General features: G+C 59.3%; 17 protein-coding genes. 7 read left to right on the top strand and 10 right to left on the bottom strand.

All coding sequences use genetic code 11. The features are described 5' to 3' along the window. Window positions 1–21: 21 nt before the first annotated feature. The 3 genes from RBB76_RS08960 (at window position 22) to RBB76_RS08950 (ending at window position 3,579) form a co-directional block, all read left to right on the top strand. The gene (locus tag RBB76_RS08960) at window positions 22–798 is read left to right on the top strand and encodes an RNA methyltransferase (RefSeq protein WP_429627764.1); all 777 of its coding nucleotides are present in this window, start codon (window positions 22–24) and stop codon (window positions 796–798) included. Window positions 799–832: 34 nt separating this feature from the next. Further along, complete coding sequence (locus RBB76_RS08955) at window positions 833–1,039, top strand: hypothetical protein (RefSeq protein WP_429627765.1); 207 nt, start codon at window positions 833–835, stop codon at window positions 1,037–1,039. 167 nt (window positions 1,040–1,206) lie between these two features. Continuing rightward, the gene (locus RBB76_RS08950) at window positions 1,207–3,579 is read left to right on the top strand and encodes a DPP IV N-terminal domain-containing protein (protein ID WP_429627766.1); all 2,373 of its coding nucleotides are present in this window, start codon (window positions 1,207–1,209) and stop codon (window positions 3,577–3,579) included. A 55-nt stretch (window positions 3,580–3,634) separates the two neighbouring features. Here the strand turns inward: RBB76_RS08950 and RBB76_RS08945 are convergent, their stop codons facing one another. The 5 genes from RBB76_RS08945 to RBB76_RS08925 all read right to left on the bottom strand — a co-directional run bounded on the left by RBB76_RS08945 (window position 3,635) and on the right by RBB76_RS08925 (window position 8,186). Then, window positions 3,635–4,285, bottom strand: a complete 651-nt coding sequence (locus tag RBB76_RS08945; RefSeq protein WP_429627767.1) for a hypothetical protein — start codon at window positions 4,283–4,285, stop codon at window positions 3,635–3,637. Between the two features lie 238 nt (window positions 4,286–4,523). After that, entirely contained in the window at window positions 4,524–5,138 is a 615-nt protein-coding gene (locus RBB76_RS08940) for a response regulator transcription factor (protein WP_429627768.1), read from the bottom strand. Continuing rightward, window positions 5,135–6,304 (bottom strand): sensor histidine kinase, encoded by a 1,170-nt coding sequence (locus tag RBB76_RS08935; RefSeq protein ID WP_429627769.1) that lies wholly within the window; start codon window positions 6,302–6,304, stop codon window positions 5,135–5,137. The genes RBB76_RS08940 and RBB76_RS08935 overlap by 4 nt, the downstream gene beginning before the upstream one ends. A 48-nt stretch (window positions 6,305–6,352) precedes the next feature. Then, entirely contained in the window at window positions 6,353–7,147 is a 795-nt protein-coding gene (locus RBB76_RS08930) for an ABC transporter permease (protein ID WP_429627770.1), read from the bottom strand. A gap of 94 nt (window positions 7,148–7,241) precedes the next feature. Further along, on the bottom strand, window positions 7,242–8,186 hold the full coding sequence (locus RBB76_RS08925) for an ABC transporter ATP-binding protein (RefSeq protein ID WP_429627771.1): 945 nt from the start codon (window positions 8,184–8,186) through the stop codon (window positions 7,242–7,244). Window positions 8,187–8,356: 170 nt separating this feature from the next. Between RBB76_RS08925 and RBB76_RS08920 the strand changes: the two genes are divergently transcribed. Continuing rightward, entirely contained in the window at window positions 8,357–9,274 is a 918-nt protein-coding gene (locus tag RBB76_RS08920; protein ID WP_429627772.1) for an EamA family transporter, read from the top strand. A 99-nt stretch (window positions 9,275–9,373) separates the two neighbouring features. On the opposite strand, the gene RBB76_RS08915 is transcribed toward RBB76_RS08920, so the two are convergent. Together RBB76_RS08915 and RBB76_RS08910 are read right to left on the bottom strand one after the other, a co-directional pair. After that, window positions 9,374–10,693, bottom strand: coding sequence for a DNA polymerase thumb domain-containing protein (locus RBB76_RS08915; protein WP_429627773.1), 1,320 nt, complete (start codon window positions 10,691–10,693; stop codon window positions 9,374–9,376). A gap of 44 nt (window positions 10,694–10,737) precedes the next feature. Beyond that, window positions 10,738–11,052, bottom strand: a complete 315-nt coding sequence (locus RBB76_RS08910; RefSeq protein ID WP_429627774.1) for a VOC family protein — start codon at window positions 11,050–11,052, stop codon at window positions 10,738–10,740. Window positions 11,053–11,168: 116 nt separating this feature from the next. Between RBB76_RS08910 and RBB76_RS08905 the strand changes: the two genes are divergently transcribed. Continuing rightward, entirely contained in the window at window positions 11,169–12,830 is a 1,662-nt protein-coding gene (locus RBB76_RS08905) for an acyl-CoA carboxylase subunit beta (protein WP_429627775.1), read from the top strand. 31 nt (window positions 12,831–12,861) lie between these two features. On the opposite strand, the gene RBB76_RS08900 is transcribed toward RBB76_RS08905, so the two are convergent. Beyond that, window positions 12,862–13,401, bottom strand: a complete 540-nt coding sequence (locus tag RBB76_RS08900) for a hypothetical protein (protein WP_429627776.1) — start codon at window positions 13,399–13,401, stop codon at window positions 12,862–12,864. A gap of 105 nt (window positions 13,402–13,506) precedes the next feature. Then, the gene (locus RBB76_RS08895) at window positions 13,507–15,186 is read right to left on the bottom strand and encodes a hypothetical protein (protein ID WP_429627777.1); all 1,680 of its coding nucleotides are present in this window, start codon (window positions 15,184–15,186) and stop codon (window positions 13,507–13,509) included. A 270-nt stretch (window positions 15,187–15,456) separates the two neighbouring features. Here RBB76_RS08895 and RBB76_RS08890 point away from each other — a divergent pair, with 270 nt between their 5' ends. Further along, entirely contained in the window at window positions 15,457–16,269 is an 813-nt protein-coding gene (locus RBB76_RS08890; protein WP_429628888.1) for an ATP-binding cassette domain-containing protein, read from the top strand. Between the two features lie 87 nt (window positions 16,270–16,356). After that, on the top strand, window positions 16,357–17,109 hold the full coding sequence (locus RBB76_RS08885; RefSeq protein ID WP_429627778.1) for a metallophosphoesterase family protein: 753 nt from the start codon (window positions 16,357–16,359) through the stop codon (window positions 17,107–17,109). Between the two features lie 649 nt (window positions 17,110–17,758). Here RBB76_RS08885 and RBB76_RS08880 read toward each other — a convergent pair. After that, entirely contained in the window at window positions 17,759–18,022 is a 264-nt protein-coding gene (locus RBB76_RS08880) for a hypothetical protein (RefSeq protein ID WP_429627779.1), read from the bottom strand. Between the last annotated feature and the right edge of the window lie 20 nt (window positions 18,023–18,042).

Raw genomic sequence — 18,042 nt, 5'->3', positions numbered from 1 at the left:
ATCGCGCCTAGAATCGATTTGATGAGAAACGAGCGACAGTTGGATCGAGTTGTGGTGGTGCTGGTGCGTGCGCGCAATCCGAATAACATCGGCGCAGTGGCGCGGGCGATGCATGATTTCGGGTTTCGGCATCTGCGGATTGTGAATGAGTACGAGGTGCCGTTTGAGACGGCGCGGTCGGCGGTGGATGCTTCGGTTGTGGTGGCGGGGGCGTCGTCGTTTGCCGGTGTTCGAGAGGCGGTTGCGGATTGCACGCTTGTTATTGGGACCACCGCGGTGGGTGAGCGGGCGTTGCAGCATCCTGTATATGCCTTGGCTGAGGCAGGAGAGAGGATTGGCGCGGAGTTGGGTGGCGAGGGTAGAGTTGCGCTGCTGTTCGGCTCGGAGAAGACCGGTCTTAGTAACGATGAGTTGAGCTACTGTCATTGGTTGCTGACGATTCCGATGCAGGAGCATGAGGATGTTCGACACCCTTCAATGAATCTTGGACAGGCAGTGGCGGTTTGTTTGTATGAGTTGGTGCGGGGGCACGGTTCGGTTGTTGCGGGTGGGGCTGGTGCGGTGGCTAGTGCTGGGGAGGTGGAGCGGCTGACAGAGTTGTTGACGGAGATGTTGGAGAAGACCGGATATACGAAGCGGCATCCTGCGAACTGCGATGAGGCACAGATTCGGCGATTGGTTTTGCGGATGGGCGTGTCGGCGAGTGATGCTCCGGTGTGGATGGGGATTTTGCGGCAGGTGTTGTGGCGAGTGCGTGGAAGTGATGAGAAGGCCGTTCCAAATCGCTTAGAGAGTTAGTAATCTTCGAACCATGAAAAGTGCAGCGAGTACTGTGTCTGATCTTGAGCTGGCGGTCCGCGCCGCGAAGTTGTGGCCGCACAGGGAGCACGAAGCCAACAGCATGCTTGGCTTGCTTTGCCACGTGGGCGTACATCACTGGCGTCGTCTGGACCTCGCAGCGATTGCGCCCGGTAAAGAGATCCTTCATTGTTTTTGGTGCTCGAAGGTCAAGGTGGATGGAATCGTTTACGAGGTGTAGTTTCATCCTGATCAATTGCTTCTTATGTCCTGCCGGACGGGCCCACTACGCGTGGCGCGGTCACTTCGTGACTTGTGTACCTTGTGTGAATCCGTATGACACCCACCATTTGCGGTTGAAGGAAGTTCCTGTAGGTTGAATGAGTGTGACATCTGGAGGCAATAGGAATGTTCGTGCGTAAGGCAGCCGCAGTCTTGGCAGTGGTCGGATCGTTGACGTTAGGTGGATGGGCGCAGGGGAAGCAGCTTACGAAAGAGGATTATGAGCGGGCGGAGAAGTTCATGGGATACAACGTGAATGCGCTCGTTTATCACGGAGTGTCGCGGCCTACGTGGTTGGCCGATGGGCGGTTCTGGTATCGCGATAATGGGCCGGATGGAATTACGTTCATGGTGGTCGATCCTGCGAAGGGAACGAAGACTGCGGCATTTGATCAGAAGAAGCTGGCGACTGCGCTGACTGCGGCGACGGATGGCAAGATTAAGGCCGATGCACAGCACCTGGTGATCTCGGAGATTGCGTTTTCGGATGGCGATAAGACGGTTGTGGTGGGGAGTGGGACTCGTAAGTTTCGCTGCGACTTGAGTGGGGAGGGAAGGTGTGCGGAGGTGATCGTGCCGGGAGGCAAGGGTGGCGATCCGGGCGTGCTTTCTCCGGATAAGACGAGGGCAGCGTTTATTCGCGACTGGAATCTTTGGGTGCGCGAGGTTGCGACCGGTAAGGAGACGCAGCTAACGACGGATGGTGTGAAGGACTATGGCTATGCGACCGATAATGCCGGCTGGACGATGAGCGATAAGGCGATTCTGGTGTGGTCGCCGGATGGAAAGAAGATTGCGACATTTCAGCAGGACCAGCGCAAGACGGGCGAGATGTATATGGTTCCGGTGACGAATGGGCATCCGGAGCTGAAGGCGTGGAAGTATCCGCTGGTGGGGGATAAAGATGTGACGATGATTGAGCGGGTGATCATTGATGTGGATAAGGCGAAGGTGATCCGGTTGAAGATGGCGCCGGACCAGCACCGCTCGACCTTGTGCGATGACATAAGTTGCCGCGGTGGGAGTGGGTGGGACGATGTGCAGTGGAGCGACGATAGCGAGAAGCTGGTGTTTGTTTCGACCTCGCGCGATCACAAACAGGAGTGGGTGCGGATTGCGGATGTTGCGAGTGGTGAAGTGCTGGATATGTTCAGCGAGACTGCGCCGAAGTTTTTCGAGAGCGGCAATGGGAAGGTGAACTGGAAGTATCTGTCGAAGACGAATGAGCTGCTGTGGTTCAGCGAGGAGGACGGTTGGGGGCAATTGTATTTGTACGATGCCACGAACGGTCTTCTGAAGAATAAGATTACGCGCGGCGAGGGGAATGTAACGCAGGTACTGCACGTCGATGAGAAGGCGCGGATGATTTATTTTCTCGCGGTGGGGAAAGAGGCTGGGCGCGATCCTTATTTTTCGCACTTCTACAGCGTGAAGTTTACGGGCAAGGATATGAAGCTGCTGACGCCGGAGAATGCGGATCATGCGGTGACGGTGTCGGAGGATGGGAGATATTTTGTCGATGTGTATTCGACGGTGACGCAGCCGAAGACGGCTGTGGTGAGAGATGATGACGGCAAGGTTGTGATGGATGTTGCCAAGCAGGATATTACGAAGCTGGTGGCTGCTGGGTGGGTGGCTCCGGAGCCGATTGTAGTGAAGGCGCGGGATGGGAAGACGGACTTGTACGGTTACATGTTCAAGCCGACGGACTTCGATGCGTCGAAGAAATATCCGATTGTGAACTCTGTGTATCCGGGGCCGCAGACGGGCTCTTGTGGTGGGAGAGGGTTTGAGGCGGCGCATCGGGATTGGCAGTCGCTGGCGGAGCTGGGGTTTGTTGTTGTGTGCATCGATGGGATGGGAACGCCGTGGAGGTCGAAGAAGTTTCATGAGTTTTACTACGGAGATTTAGGAGACAACACGATTCCGGATCAGGTTGCGGGAATGAAGGAGCTGGCGGCGAAGTATCCGTGGATCGATATCGATAAGGTGGGGATGTATGGGCACTCGGGCGGCGGGAATGCTACGGCGGCGGCGATGTTTCATTATCCGGATTTCTTCAAGGTGGGGATTGCGGAGAGTGGGAATCATGACCAGAGGGACTATGAGGATGATTGGGCGGAAAAGTGGAACGGGCTGCTGGTGACGAATGCGGATGGCACGACGAACTATGACAGCCAGGCGAACCAGTATGTTGCGAAGAATTTGAAGGGCAAGCTGCTGCTGGCGCATGGGTCGATGGATAACAACGTGCCGATGAACAATACGCTGCTGGTGGTGGATGCGCTGATCAAGGCTAATAAGGATTTTGATCTGCTGATTATTCCGAATGCGGCGCATGGATATGGAGAGGCGAGTCAGTACATGACGCGGCGGAGGTGGGATTACTTTGTGAAGAATCTTGCCGGGAATGTGCCGCCGCATGAGTACGAGATGAAGTCTTATGCTGCGGTGACGGCTGCGGCGAGCTCGGGGCCTGAGGACGACGAGGATCAGTAGAGCGTTTTGGATGAAGGAGCCGGCAGAGAATGATGCCGGCTCTTTTTTTGCTTGGTTATTCGACGATCTTGCCTGCGTTGGTGGATGTGTTGTTGAGTGACTTGGCGGAGGAGACCTGCCATCCGTTGCTGGTGTTTGTGAGGGTGGCCTGGGCGTTTTGAGGTGCGGCCAGCTCGGTTTGAAGAGCTGGGTATGCGCTTTGGGTTTCGGCAGCGGTGGCCCATCCGGCTGCGTCGGGGACGTTGTAGTGGTAGGCGATCTGGGTGGTGGCGCCTACGTTGTCGGTGGTTGGGGTGGAACTGTCGATGCTGGAGACTTTGCGGTGGCCGTAGCAGAAGTTTCCGTAGCCGGGCTGCGTGGTGTCGGCGGTCCAGGCGGCGCGGCCTTTGTCGGAGAGATCGTAGTTGTTGACCTGCTTGCTGGCGATGATGAACTTTTTCTTTTCGGCGGTGGTGCGGACGAGGAGGCCTTGATCGACGAGGGCGTCGTAGCCGGAGGTCTTGCTGTTGTCAGAGGTGTCGGCCTGGACGGGGAATTTTATGGGGTCGGACCAGAGGCAGGCGGGGTGGGCGCTGTAGTAGGTGTTGATGGCGCTGGTGAAGTTGAGGGTGTTGTCGGCTTTTTTGTTGCAGCCGGTGGCGAGGGCGAGGGCAGCGCCGCAGAGGGCGGCTGTGCGGAGGGTGGTGCGGATAGAAGACATATTCATTAATTCTCCTGTTCAGTGTGTGGGATGCAGGAGATGGGGTTTAGGGTCATCTTGGAAATGGTTGCCCGAAAAAGTGTTGAACAGCGGGTTTCTCCACTGCGCGAACCACGATGACGCTGTGGCTCGCTCCGGTCGAAATGACAATTCTTTTGTTATTCCTTACATTTGACCTTGCGCGTCTCGGCCGGGTGGTTTGCTTCGAGTGCAGTGAGTTCTTTTGGCGGGGTCGTAAAGGGGGCTAGAGCCAGCCTTTGGTGCGAGCTATGCGGGCGGCGTCTACGCGGTTGGAGGCTCCCAGCTTGGCGATTGCTTCGGAGAGGTAGTTGCGAACAGTGCCTTCGGAGAGGTGGAGTTCGGTGGCGATTTCGGTGCTGCTGCGGCCGTCTCCGGCGCGCTGGAGGATCTGGCGTTCGCGATCGGTGAGGGGGTCGAGCTCGGCGTTCCAGGCTTCGGCTGCGAGGGCGGGATCGACGACGCGCATGCCGCGGTGAACGCGACGGACGGCGTCGGCGAGCTCTTTGGCGGGGCGGTCTTTTAGGAGGTAGCCGCGGGCGCCGGCGTCGAGGGCGCGGCGGAGGTATCCCGGGCGGGCAAAAGTGGTGAGGATGATGGTGCGGACGTTCGGGTGGTTGGTGCGGAGGTTTGCGGCGAGCTCGAGGCCGGTCATCTGGGGCATCTCGATGTCGGTGACGAGAACGTCCGGTTTGAGGCGGGCCACAGCTTCGACGGCGTCGCGGCCGTTGGCGGTGGTGGCGATGACGGAGATGTCGGATTCGAGCTCGAGGAGGGCGGAGAGGGCGCCGAGGACCATGGCCTGATCTTCGGCTAGGACGACGCGGATGGAGGGGCTCATGTGGTTAGGAGCGGAGCTTTGATCTCGCTCGAATCTGTCGACAGCGTTGGTTCGTTGTGGGTGTCGGTGGTGTGAGGGAGCTCGATCAGGATGGTGACACCCGGGCTGGTGGTGACAGAGAGACGTCCGCCGAGAGCCTGGACGCGCTCGCGCATGCCGCGGAGGCCATTGCCTTCTCTGATCTTCGGTTGCGCGCCGTCATCGGTGATGAGGAGAGAGTGATAGCCGTCTTCGGAGCGGGCGAAGCGTATGCGGCATTGCTTGGCTTTGGCGTGGCGAACGATGTTGGTGACGGCTTCGCGGACGGTGAGACAGAGGGCGGTCTCTTCCGTTGCGTTGAGTTGAGGGACTGGGGATTCGCAGGAGAGCGCGACGCCAGCGGATTGGAGGGTTTTGCGGGCCTGCTCCATCTCGGCGGTGAGGCCTTGAGAGCGATAGCCGCCGATGGCTTCGCGGACTTCGCTGAGGGCGGTGCGGGCGGTCTTTTCTACGTCAGCGATCTCATGGGCTGCACGTTGTGGGTCGGTTTCAACGAGCCGACCGGCGAGTTCGGCTTTTAGGACGATGACGGAAAGGGTGTGTCCGAGGACGTCGTGGAGGTCGCGGGCGATGCGTTCGCGTTCGGCTACGGCGGCGAGAGCGACGTTCTCTTCCTGGGCGAGGCGTAGTTTGCAGTCGGCTCGTTTCTGCTCGGCGAAGAAGATGTTTCCGCCTCCGATGACGACGAGGAGGAAGATGCAGACGATGGCGTTGGGCAATCCTATATGGAAGAAGCCGGGGGCGCGAAAGACGTAGGCTTCGGCGAGGATTGCGAGGGACTCGGCGAAGAAGAGGGAGAGGACACGAGACTTGGACTCGATGCTGAAGGGTAGGAATCCGGCGGCGTAGACGAAGAAGGTCGTGGCTCCGGCGTTCCATGGAAAGGTGATAAGGCCGAGAAGGATGGTAGCGCCGATCATCCAGAAGCGCAGTGGGCGGCCTTCGTCGGTTGAACGGACATAACCGTAGAAGAGCGTGAGAAACGTGACGAAGACGGCGATGGTGCCGAGCCACAGGTTGCGGCTTGGCTCCAAGATGGGGTCGATAAAGAGAAAGCCTGTGTAGGCGAGCCAGATCCAGGGCCACTTGTTTTCTTGCTTGTTCGAGATGTTGTCGTTGCCGGTCATGGATTACTCCAGAGCAGTTTACGCCGTGGGTTGCGATGTTCGTTGCAATTATGCGTTCTGTTCTTTGCGATGGAAGATGAGGCGGCTGAATCCGAGCATGAGTAAGGTGAAGCCGATGAGCGCGTTCCAGTGGGTGGTGAGGGACATGGAGTCGTTGTAGTGGAAGATGCTGAGCATGATCTGGGAGAGATGGTAGGTGGGGAGTAGCGGCGCGATGCCCTGTAACCAGTGGGGCATGAACTTGATGGGCACCCACAGGCCACTGAGGAAGGACATGGGGAGATAGATGAGGTTGATGATGCCGGGGGCTGCGTTCGCGGGGACGAGTAAAGCGATGAGCAGGCCCATGCTGGCGAAGCTGATGGAGCCGGCGAAGGTGACGCCGAGCATCTTTACGATTTCGGACGGCGTGAGATGGACGTCGCCGAAGGTGATGCCGATGACGGTGAGGATGCTGACAATGATGAGGCCGAAGGCGGCTGCGGAGGCGCATTTGGCGAAGAGATAGGCGGCGACGGGCATCGGGCTTGAGCGTTTGAGTTCGAGCCACCCGGCGGCGAGGTCAGAGGAGAGACCGACGCCTATGCCGAAGAGAGCGGAGCCGATGAGGCCGAAGCAGGCGTATCCGGCGAGCATGTATTTGGCCATGTGGACGGTGCCGTCGAAGGCGTGGCGGTTGGCGAGGCCGAAGATGATGTAGAACATGACGGGGAAACCGATGGTTGCGAGAGAGAAGGAGCGGGTGCGGATGAGTTTTACGAACTCGTACTTGGCTTCTTTGCCGTAGGTGCGCGCAGGGCTTGCGGTCGCGGGAAGAGAGATTGCGGTGGCTGCGGTGGACATTGGATTTCTCCTTAGCGTGTCTTCTGGTTACTCACTGTGGCCGAATGCAAAAGCTGAATACAGGGATCCTTCGCGGTGCGAAGGATGACGACATTTAATTCCTGGTGAGGGCGAGGAAGGCGTCTTCGAGGGCGGGGCTTGCGATCTCGAGGCCGCTGAGAGTCTCGTCGCGGCGCAGCATCTCGCGGACTACGTTCTCTGCGTGAGTGGCGGTGACGATGGTGGCTTCGCCGATTTGTTCGACGTTGGTGACTGAGGCTAAGCTTTGCAGGACTTCCACGGAGAGGCTTGTATTGCAGCGGACGCGTCGTCCTCCGCTGTTGCGTTTGATCTCGGCTGGTGTGCCTTCGCAGATGACGCGGCCCTTGTTGATGACGATGATGCGGTCGGCTAGGGCGTCGGCCTCTTCGAGGTAGTGGGTGGTGAGCAGGACGGTCTTGCCCATGGCGGCGAGTAGGCGGATCTCTGTCCAGAGGCCGCGGCGGGCTTCGATGTCCATGCCGACGGTGGGCTCGTCGAGGAAGATGAGGTCGGGGTTGCCGCAGAGGGCGAGGGCGAAGAGGACGCGCTGCTTCTGGCCGCCGCTGAGTTGACCGAAGAGGCGATCTTCGATGCCCTGGAGCTGGGCGATGCGGAGGATGTCGGGGATGGGGAGTGGGTTGGGGTAGTAGCTGCGGAAGAGGTCGAGGTGCTCGCGGACTTTGAGCATTTCGGTGATGCGAGAGACTTGCAGCATGGCGCCTACGCGGGTGCGCGTGATGGCTTGGCGGGGGTCGCTGCCGAAGACGCGGGTGCTGCCGGAGGTGGGGGCGATGAGGCCGAGGAGGAGTTTGATGGCGGTGGATTTTCCGGCGCCGTTGGGGCCGAGGAGAGCGACGATTTCGCCGGGACGGAGGGAGAGGTTGAGGCGGTCGAGCGCGAGGGCATTGCCGTAGCGCTTGGTGACGCCCGTGAGACTGGCGACGAGTTGGCGGTGCGCGATCTGGGGGCCGTGGGTGGGGACGGCTTCGGTCTCGTAGGCGATGGCGGTCAGCGGCATGATCGGTCTCCTGTTTTGGATTACAGGATGATGATGCGATGGATTGCGTGAGCGCAGTAGTGTTGGGCGTCAGGAGTTTGGGGTGACAGATGTCATGCTCTGGGTCGCGAGGGTGAGGGTGCTGAAGACTACTGACAGTTTTGGGTGGCGGCGCGTGGTAGAAATTGGCAATGGAAGCCGTTACTGATCGTCCCGCGTGGAAGACTTTGTTGGCTTTCGCGATTATCTATCTTGTGTGGGGATCGACGTTTCTGGCGATTCGTGTTGGCGTGCATGAGGTTCCACCGCTTTTGTTTGCGGCGATGCGGTTTGTGGTGGCGGGCGCTGTGCTCTTTGGATGGATGCTGGCGAAGGGCGAGTGCTTGCCGAACAGGCGGCAGTGGGGGTCGGTGGTTGTGATCGCTTCGCTGATCTTTGTGCTCGACTATGGGTTGCTGTTTTGGGCGGAGCAGCGGATTGCGTCGGGGATTGCTGCGGTGATGTTGGCGATGATTCCGGCGTTTATGGCGCTGGCGGAGATTATTTTTTTGAGGACACAGAAGCTGACGGTTCGTCTGGCGTTGGCTCTGCTGGTGGGGCTTGGCGGAGTGGCGGTGCTGATGAGCCGCTCGTTTGATCTAGGTGGGGCGGCGATTGAGACGACTGGCGCGATCGCGTTGATTGTGGCATCGCTGAGCTGGGCGGTGGCTTCGGTGCTGACGCGTGTGCTTCCGCTGCCGGAGTCGAAAGTGATGAGCTCGGGTGCGCAGATGCTGACTGGCGGGCTGCTGCTGGTGGTTGCTGCTGCGGCGTTTGGGGAGTTTCGCGGATTTCATCCGGAGAGCGTTTCGCGTGGGGCCTGGTTGGCGCTGCTGTATCTGATTGTTGCGGGATCGATTGTAGGATATACCGCGTATGTCTGGTTGATTCATCATGAATCGCCTACGAAGGTGGGGACTTATGCGTATGTAAATCCGGTGGTGGCGGTGGTGCTGGGATATTTTTTGGGCGGGGAGGCGCTTGGGCTTAGGACGATTCTGGGGACGGCTTTTGTTTTGATTAGTGTGGTGGTGATTACTACGGCTAAGAAGCCGGCTGTTGGGCATTAGTTTGGGTGGATTTCTAAAAACTTAACGGCGTGCTGCGCGCACGGCGCGATCTGCCATCGAGGCTGACGCGCCTTCGGCGCCTTTTTGTGCTTCCCTGAGTTACATGTAGTCAACGCCGTATTGGACGGGGATCTGCGTGAAGGCGATGCGGGTGGGGGCGGATTCGCGGGCGGGAAGCATGCCGGCGAAGTGCAAGGTGGTGTGGCCGTACTTGAGATTGAGCTTGTCCATGGTGTTGGAGAGGTCGGCGCGGTTGTTGGGGTCGGCGAAGAGTTCGGGTTGGTGCTCGTCTTCGGGGATCAGGTTGCGCAGGGTGACGCCTACGAAGAAAGGCTTGGCGAAGTCGGGGCCTTGTGGGCGCTGGGCCCAGACGCCGCGAAGAGCTTCGAGAAGGGTGAGGGTGTCCTGGCACTCGCGGAAGCGGGCCTCCATGGCCCAGCCGGAGTGATTAATGCCGCTGGTGTGGCGCTTGGATTTGATGCGCTCGGTTTGTTCTCTTGTGAGGGCGAAGCGGATGGTGACAGTGAGGGAATTGGTGTAGAACTTCTCCATCCTGAGGCGCATGGCGGCTTTGTGGAGCAGCTTGTGAGCTACGGCCCAGGAGCCTTCATGCGAGCGGTGTTCGGGGCCGAGGACGTGGGAGTGGCCGAGGGTTTTCTGGATGCCGAAGGAGACGGGTGCGCCGTCGTCGCCGCTGTCGGCGCCGCGGAGCCAGTGGTAGAGGCGGTCGCCCCAGACGGAATCCCAGAGCTTATGCATGCCGTTGCGATCGAGGGCGAGGAGCTGCTCCATGGTGGTGATGCCTTTGGCGTTGAGGCGGACTTCGGTGCGGGCGCCTACGCCGGGGAGGTCGCGGAGTTCGAGATGGGCGATGGCGCGGGGGAGCTGGGAGGGGAGCAGGCCGATGAGCCCGTCGGGCTTCTGCATGTCGCTGGCGATCTTGGCGAGGTAGCGGTTTGGGGCCATGCCGATGGAGCAGCGAAGGGCTTCGCCTACGTTTTTGTAGATGGACTGTTTGATCTCGAGGGCGATCTTGCGGGCGCCTGGCGGCTCCTGTTCGCGGCCTATGAGTTCGCAGACCATCTCGTCGATGGAGGGGGTGTGGGAGACGGGGCAGGCTAGCTCGACGGCTTTGGCGATCTCATGCGAATACTTGGCGTATTCGGCGTGGTTGCCTGCGATGAGGATGATGTCGGGGCAGATTCGCTTGGCTTCGCCTACCTGTGTGCCGGTTTTGATGCCGAGCGCCTTGGCTTCGTAGCTGGCGGCGATGCAGGAGGTGGTGTCGGCCATGGTGGGAACGACAGCGAGCGGGCGGCCACGATATTCAGGGTGGAGTTGTTGCTCAACCGACGCGAAGAAGCTGTTGAGGTCGATGTGGAGGAAGTGAAAGCGGTCGGGTTGGGCAGGGGCGGACACGGCTCGTACTGGAGATTATATTCGCCTTTTATTTGCTTCCGTGTCTACGCCTGAACAATGGAGTAGGTGATGCCGAAGGGGTCGCTGAAGTTGAGGGAGTTGTGGCTTTCTCGGAGGATGACGCAGCCGTTAGCCAGCAGACCTGATTTGGTGGCGCCGATGTCTGGCACGGTAAAGTTCGGGAGAGGCGGCCGGGTGTTGAGCTCTTTATCGATGCAGAGGCGGAACTGGCCGGTGTCGTATTCGAGGTGGATCTCGGAGCGGTTCACGAGGGTGAACTTCATCACGTTGGTGTAGAAGTTCTCGGCTGCCGTGATGTCTTGTAGATGGATGGCGACACAGTCGGCTGAATTGAACATACCGGGTACCTCCGCAGGCGAATAGGATGTCGATGTAAACACTTCGAGATGGCAGCTGTCCAGGTATTTCGCGATAGAGAGACTGCGCTGGAGTTGCGCTGCTAGAATTCCGTTCTATGGCAGCAGCGGAGCAACCTGTTCAATCAGACATTCCTGTGGCGAAGTCACTCAATCATCAACGTAAACTCGCGGAGCTTGCTGCGCGTCACGCCATTGCGGAAGAGGGCGGGGGCGAGGAGCGGCGGGCGCGAGAGCGAAAGTCGGGCAAGCTTTCGGCGCGGGAGCGGATTGATTTTCTGCTCGATGAGGGCACGTTCGAGGAGACAGACAAGTTCGTTACGCATCGGGCGACCGACTTTGGGATGGCCGAGCAGCGGGTGCCTGGCGATGGGTTTATTACCGGGTATGGGCGGGTGCATGGGCGGGTGGTGTTTGTGTTTGCGCAGGACTTTACCGTGTTTGGCGGGTCTCTGTCGGAGGCGAACGCGGCGAAGATTGTGAAGATTATGGACATGGCGATGCGGGTGGGCGCGCCGGTGATTGGGCTCAATGATTCGGGTGGGGCTCGGATTCAGGAGGGTGTTGTTTCGCTCGCTGGATATACGGATATTTTTCTGCGGAACACGTTGGCTAGCGGCGTGGTGCCGCAGATCTCGGCGATTCTGGGGCCTTGCGCGGGGGGTGCGGTTTATTCGCCGGCGATTACAGACTTCACGGTGATGACCGAGAAGACGAGTTACATGTTTGTGACGGGGCCGGATGTGATCAAGACGGTGACGCATGAAGATGTGACGAAGGAGGCGCTGGGCGGTGCGGTGACGCACAACGAGATCTCCGGCGTGGCGCACTTTATGGCGCATGACGATCAGGAGTGCCTGGCGACAGTGCGGGAGCTGTTGAGTTTTCTGCCTTCGAATAATCTCGATGACGCGCCGCGACGGGCGACGCAGGATGATCCGGCGCGTGCGGATGCTGCGCTGGACACGATTATTCCGGAGGAGAGTAATCAGCCTTACGACATGGTGGATGTGATCTCGCGTGTTGTGGACGATGGGTATTTCTTTCAGGTGCATGAGCACTTTGCGCGGAATATTGTGGTGGGGTTTGCGCGGATGGCGGGGCGGCCGGTGGGGATTGTTGCGAATCAGCCGGCGTTTCTTGCGGGTGTGTTGGATATCAACGCGAGCGTGAAGGGAGCGCGATTTGTGCGGTTCTGCGACGCGTTCAATATTCCGCTGATCACGTTTGAGGATGTGCCGGGGTTCATGCCGGGGATTCAGCAGGAGCATGGCGGCATTATTCGGCATGGAGCGAAGCTGCTGTATGCGTTTGCGGAAGCGACGGTGCCGAAGCTCACTGTGATTACACGCAAAGCCTACGGCGGGGCGTATTGCGTGATGAGCTCGAAGCATCTGCGGACAGATTTGAATCTGGCCTGGCCTACGGCTGAGATTGCGGTGATGGGGCCTGAGGGTGCTGTGAATATTGTTTATAAGCGCGAGCTGGATTTGACCGTAAAGCGCGCAGAGGCGATGTGGCCTCAGGGCAAGGCGTTTACCGAAGAGGAGAAGCTGGCGGTTCTTGCGGAGGCTCGCAAGGATAAGGTGGAGGAGTTTCGTGAGCGGTTCGCGAATCCCTATGTGGCGGCGGAGCGGGGATATGTGGATGCTGTGATCATGCCTCGAGAGACGCGCAGGCGGTTGAACTCTGCGCTGGATATGCTGGCGACGAAGCGGGAGAAGAATCCTGCCAAGAAGCATGGCAACATTCCGCTGTAGGGCGTTTCAGATTAATTTATTTCTGACCGACTTATTTTTGGCCGACGAGGATCAAGTTGCTGGGGACTGCTCGGCACTTTGCGGAGCTTGACGGGCGCCAGCTGGTGCCGTCGGTGTAGCGGATTTCGTTCAGGTCTACCCAGCGAAGAGCACCAACCTGGTGCATCCAAATGTCGGCGTTGTTGAGGGTTTCGGCATCGGCGCTGCGCTGAAGCTGAAAGGACTTCGAGATGACGTCGCGCGTGTCAGTGTCTGCGGCCCACTGATTGGTTGGGAGGACTTGCCCTTTGGGGGAGACGCCGTAGACTGTGATCTCGACGCTTTCGATTGCGGGTTCGGCTTGGTGGTCGAGGGTGAGGTGAAGTCCCAGGGCTGGAGTGTTCTTTTGAGTGTCGCCTGCGGAGAGGATCTGTGGAGTGGCTTGGCGGTTCGCGCGGAAGCCGATGGGACATTCGGTTCCCATGGGGATGCTACGGAGTACGACAGAAGAGTTGGTGCGGGGAACGGCGGCAGACTGCGCGAACAAGGCTGTTGCGGCGAGGAGCAGGAGAGCGATGTGGAGGCGGTGCATAGGAATCTCCTGTGTTGTTATACGTTGCTAATCAAAACGTTACTCTTCTGACGGTGGCGGGTTCAAGCGGTGAGCGGAAGATGTCGGGAATGAGAGCGTCGGGCGCTATTGCGTCGTGCCGGTTACAAAGATTTGCTCGGAGTGGGCGGCGATGACGCGGTAGAGGCCGAACTGGCGGGCGTTCTGGGCGCGTAGCTCGAAGAGAAGGCTGGCGCGGTTGCTGGCTTCTACGTCCACTACATCGACGAAGCGCATGTGGGGGGTGCGGTCGAGGTGGGCGGCGTCGGTGACGTTCTGGATGGCGGGTTTGAGTTCGCCGAGGCCGTTGTCCTGCGCGACGATGGTGACGTAGCGGAGGTCGGCCCCCGTGCCCGCGGTGTGGGCGGAGTAGATGTAGGTTGCGGCACCGCCGTAGCTGAGGGTGTAGGCCTTGAGCTCCTCATCGAGGAGAGGGGTAGGGGCGGGTGCAGGTGTGGTGCGATGCGGGTGGGTTGTGGCGGTGGGTGTGGTTTTCTTTACGGCTGGGGTGGGAGCGGGGGCTTTGGGGGCTGGGGTTTTTGTGTAGGCGGCGAGTTGGGCGCGGGCCATGGTCTGCATCTTTTCGAGAACGGCAGCGTGCTGTGTGGGATCGTCCCATTCGAGGGTGAAGGGGTGGGGATCGCGATTGGCTGCGTCTGAGACGGCGACCATCTGGTGCAGGTTTTGCGGGAGACCGGAGAGCTTGGGAAGGTCGGAGTCGGTCATGGCGCTGGTCGGCTTGCCGCGATGCAGATTCGGGCGGTCAGGGTCGTCGTTCAGGGCTCCGGTGCCGACGACGGAGTTGGTGTCGTGGGCTCGCTTGGCGTCCTCGGCGGAGTGCCGCTTCAGGGTGGGGCGGTCGGGATCGTCGGAGGGGGTGGAACTGGTGGTTGTCGATGCGGTGTCGGTGGAGGTTGAGGTGTCGGAGCTGCGCTTCATGGTGGGGCGATCCGGGTCATCGGCTGGTTGGCTTGTTGTGCTGGTGCTGCTAGTTGTGGAGGAGTCGGAGCTATCGGATCGGCGCTTCATGACCGGACGGTCTGGGTCGTCGTCGGGTGTGCTTCCGGTTGATGCGGTGGTTCCGGAACTGTTGTCGGGGGTCGAGCTGTCTGACCTGCGCTTCATGGTTGGACGATCAGGGTCGTCCGAGGTTGTTGATGGCGTGGGCGTGGTTGAGGAGGTCGTTGATGAGGTGGTTGTGCCGGAGCTTGGGGTGTCGGAGGAGCGACGCTTCATCGTGGGTCGGTCTGGATCGTCGCTGGAGGTAGAGCTTGTTGTGGAGTTGGTTGCTGTTTGGGGCTTTGCGTTTTCTGATGCGGAGCTGTGGAGGACGGGAAGGGTTTTGGAGGGTTTTAGAGCGGCTACTTTTCTGGGCGCGGCGAGAGGTTTGACGGTTCCGTAGCCGAACCAGCCATCGTCGAAGGCGAGGTCGCCGGTGGAGGTGGTGGCCTCGAGATGACGCGCGAAGGAGAGGTCGAGATAGCCTTTGTCGATGCCTGCGGTCTGGAGTTCGTAGACGTTTCCGCTGAGCAGGGCGAAGGGTACGGGGCGGGCGACGTAGATGCCGGCGTCTTCGATCTTGCCGTCGATGAAGAGAGAGACGGGGATGAGACGGCTGGCAGTGGGCTTGGCGAAGTCGCCGGTCCACTCGTATACGCCGACGGCGCGAACCACCTGCTCGGGCTTGGCGACCTTGTGCATCTGAGCCCAGGTGGAGGAGCAGGAGAGAATCAGGGCGGCAAAGAGGATGCGATGGGTGTGTCTCATAGGCCTGTCATCGAGATTAGACGCTATTTGGTGGCCAAAGTCCTATAAGAGACCGCCTTCTCTTTTTGGTGAGAAAGAGATGGCCTGCCGGCCGGGCCCGCTGCGCGGTGCGGTCACTTCGTGACTTGTGTACCCCTTCGGTTGGCGCTCCCGTTGGTCGCGAGGAGATATTTTTGCCGACCAATGGGAGGCCCTGGGCGAAGCCGGTATACATGTCACGAAGTGACCGCCGCCCGCGCAGGGCGTGGTTTGTTCGCTACCATGCAGAGTATGGATGCTGCGGTGCTGCTCGAGGTGAGGGATCTGACGGTGGGCTTTGGGCAGCATGAGGCTGTGAGAGGGATCTCGTTTGAGATCAAGGCTGGGGAGACGCTGGGACTGGTGGGGGAGTCGGGGTCCGGGAAATCAGCGACTTCGCTGGCTGTGCTGAGGTTGTTGCCGGATAGTGCGCGGGTGGGCGGGGCGATTCGGTTTGATGGGGAGGATCTGTTGGCGTTGCCGGAAGAGGCGATGCGGAGGCGGAGGGGCCGCGAGATCGCGATGATCTTTCAGGAGCCGATGACGGCGCTAAATCCGGTGATGCCGGTAGGGGCGCAGATTGCAGAGGGGGTCGCGGCGCATCATCCGGAGATGGAGCGGAGGGCAGTGAGGGCGCGTGTGCTTGAGGCGATGGAAGAGGTTGGGTTGCCGGAGGTGGAGTGCAGGGCGAAGGACTATCCGCATCAGTTTTCTGGAGGGCAGCGGCAGAGGATTTTGATTGCGATGGCGATTGTGAACCGGCCCAGGCTGCTGATTGCAGATGAGCCGACGACGGCGCTGGATGTGACGGTGCAGGCGCAGATTCTGGAGTTGCTGAAGACGCTGCGGCGGGAGCATGGGCTGGCGATGCTGTTTATCTCGCACGATCTTGCGGTGGTGTCGCAGGTGGCGGACCGGGTGGCGGTGATGCAGCATGGGGAGATTGTGGAACAGGCGGAGGCAGCGAGGCTGTTTCGTGAGCCGCAACATGCTTATACGCGCAGGCTGCTGGCTTCGGCTCCGACGATGGAGACGGACAGGACAGTGCCGCTGGCTTCGGTTTGAATCTGGATTCGGCGATTTCCCTCATTGTGTAAATGTCTATAGACTCGATGATTGGGCCTTGTGTCGTTTTGCGCCCTATCTGACCGCATGCGCGCGCTTGTTATTTCGGACATCCACGGGAACCTCGAAGCATTGAACGCAGTTCTTGCCGAAGCAGAGCCGTATGACGTGCTATGGAACCTGGGCGATGTGGTGGGGTATGGCGGAAGCCCGAACGAAGTGGTCAAGCTGATGCGGGCTAAGGCGCAGGTGAATGTGCGTGGAAACCATGATCGCGTTTGTTGTGGACTGACTTCGGCGGTGGGGTTCAACCCGGTTGCTCGGGCTGCTGCAGAGTGGACGAAGAAAGAACTGAGCGAGGAGAATCTCGCGTGGCTGAAGGCGATGCCACAGGGGCCAGTGGTTCCAGAAGAGCCGGGCGTGACCTGTGTGCATGGGTCGCCATTGAATGAGGATCAGTACATTTTGAATATGCGGGATGCGTGGGCACCGCTGCAGCAGGCGGCGACTGCGATTACGTTCTTTGGGCATACGCATTTGCAGGGTGGGTTCTCGCAGAAGGACCATGAGTGGCACGAGATCAAAACACAGTTCAGAACGAAGAATGTGGCGGAGAGCTGGAAGATGGCGATTCCAGAGGGAACGCGGCATCTGATCAATCCGGGGTCTGTGGGGCAGCCGCGAGATTGCGACTGGCGGGCGGCGTTTGTGATCTGTGACTCGGAGGCGAGGGAGATTGTTTATCATCGCGTGCCGTATGACCTGACGGCGGCGCAGGGAAGGATTCTGATGGCGGGGTTGCCGGAGCGGCTGGCGGCTCGGCTGCGCGAGGGAAGATAATTTTTTTGGCTGGTTTTTGGGTGGGGTTTTGCGAAATTGTGGGCGCAAAACGTGGTTTTTGGGTGGTGAGAACGTGGTGAATTGCGTGGCAAACGTGGTGAATTAACATGCACCTTTGTGGCGGCGAAAAACACGCCAGACTTTTCAACTTTATTTTTGAAGGACGCGGTTATCCCAAGTCCCGATCGCAGGCAAAAAGAATTCGGATGCGGACACCGCAACAGCGAACCGCGAGGTCTCGCCACGGCGACTCACGATGGGATTGTGAGTCACTGGATGGGGACGACGATTACAAACGGGCGAAGAGCCCTGGAGACTCTGGCTCTACTTCCACTCCCAGACCTTTGAGACGCCGGCTCCGGCTCCATCTACGTCGAATTCATATGCACCGCAGGCGTTGTTGATGCGGGCGAGCTTTTGGGACCCTGTCCGGAAGAACAACATACCCCTGTAGCAGCTTTGCGAAGAAACATCGACACTCCGAATCAAGAACTCCGAAAAGCATATACCTCCCGGCACGCGGCAATGCTGTAGTTACTCTCAGCGTGATCAGGATTTGCGAGAGAGAATTGGTCCTCTAGTGTTACGGAGAATTTTTCCCAGTCGCGTGAAGGTTTTATGCGCCGGTGTAGGTTGACTGAGATTTCGGTCAGATAACTTTTCGGAGCGCGTTGACGACCTTTTCGCCGGCCATCTTGACAGCGGAAGCTGCCGTTTCACCCGCGGCCATGGTGTGTGTGAGCGCTGATCTCCGTGGTGTTTTCGGTTCTTCGATAGGAGAAGTTTCGATGTCGCCGCCGAAGATCGTGTGCTCCTCTTCAAGGCGATCGAGGGCTGCGTTCAACTGTTCCACAACTGCCTCGGCTTCATCTTCGATGACGATCAGTTCCATGTTGATCTTTCGATAAATCATGTGTGTCCTCGTCCTGCAAT

Source organism: Tunturiibacter psychrotolerans, from assembly GCF_051013365.1.
In the GTDB taxonomy this organism is placed as follows: Bacteria; Acidobacteriota; Terriglobia; order Terriglobales; family Acidobacteriaceae; genus Edaphobacter; species Edaphobacter psychrotolerans_A.
Note: the sequence above shows the minus strand (reverse complement) of the source record. Positions and strands in the feature narration are given on the sequence as shown.

Coding starts and splice junctions, on each gene's coding strand:
- RBB76_RS08940 (WP_429627768.1), bottom strand. CDS start 5,138: ATGAGCCCCTCCATCCGCGTCGTCCTAGCCGAAGATCAGGCCATGGTC.
- RBB76_RS08935 (WP_429627769.1), bottom strand. CDS start 6,304: ATGACCGGCAACGACAACATCTCGAACAAGCAAGAAAACAAGTGGCCC.
- RBB76_RS08900 (WP_429627776.1), bottom strand. CDS start 13,401: ATGCACCGCCTCCACATCGCTCTCCTGCTCCTCGCCGCAACAGCCTTG.
- RBB76_RS08925 (WP_429627771.1), bottom strand. CDS start 8,186: ATGCCGCTGACCGCCATCGCCTACGAGACCGAAGCCGTCCCCACCCAC.
- RBB76_RS08880 (WP_429627779.1), bottom strand. CDS start 18,022: ATGATTTATCGAAAGATCAACATGGAACTGATCGTCATCGAAGATGAA.
- RBB76_RS08945 (WP_429627767.1), bottom strand. CDS start 4,285: ATGAATATGTCTTCTATCCGCACCACCCTCCGCACAGCCGCCCTCTGC.
- RBB76_RS08905 (WP_429627775.1), top strand. CDS start 11,169: ATGGCAGCAGCGGAGCAACCTGTTCAATCAGACATTCCTGTGGCGAAG.
- RBB76_RS08895 (WP_429627777.1), bottom strand. CDS start 15,186: ATGAGACACACCCATCGCATCCTCTTTGCCGCCCTGATTCTCTCCTGC.
- RBB76_RS08950 (WP_429627766.1), top strand. CDS start 1,207: ATGTTCGTGCGTAAGGCAGCCGCAGTCTTGGCAGTGGTCGGATCGTTG.
- RBB76_RS08930 (WP_429627770.1), bottom strand. CDS start 7,147: ATGTCCACCGCAGCCACCGCAATCTCTCTTCCCGCGACCGCAAGCCCT.
- RBB76_RS08890 (WP_429628888.1), top strand. CDS start 15,457: ATGGATGCTGCGGTGCTGCTCGAGGTGAGGGATCTGACGGTGGGCTTT.
- RBB76_RS08885 (WP_429627778.1), top strand. CDS start 16,357: ATGCGCGCGCTTGTTATTTCGGACATCCACGGGAACCTCGAAGCATTG.
- RBB76_RS08960 (WP_429627764.1), top strand. CDS start 22: ATGAGAAACGAGCGACAGTTGGATCGAGTTGTGGTGGTGCTGGTGCGT.
- RBB76_RS08920 (WP_429627772.1), top strand. CDS start 8,357: ATGGAAGCCGTTACTGATCGTCCCGCGTGGAAGACTTTGTTGGCTTTC.
- RBB76_RS08910 (WP_429627774.1), bottom strand. CDS start 11,052: ATGTTCAATTCAGCCGACTGTGTCGCCATCCATCTACAAGACATCACG.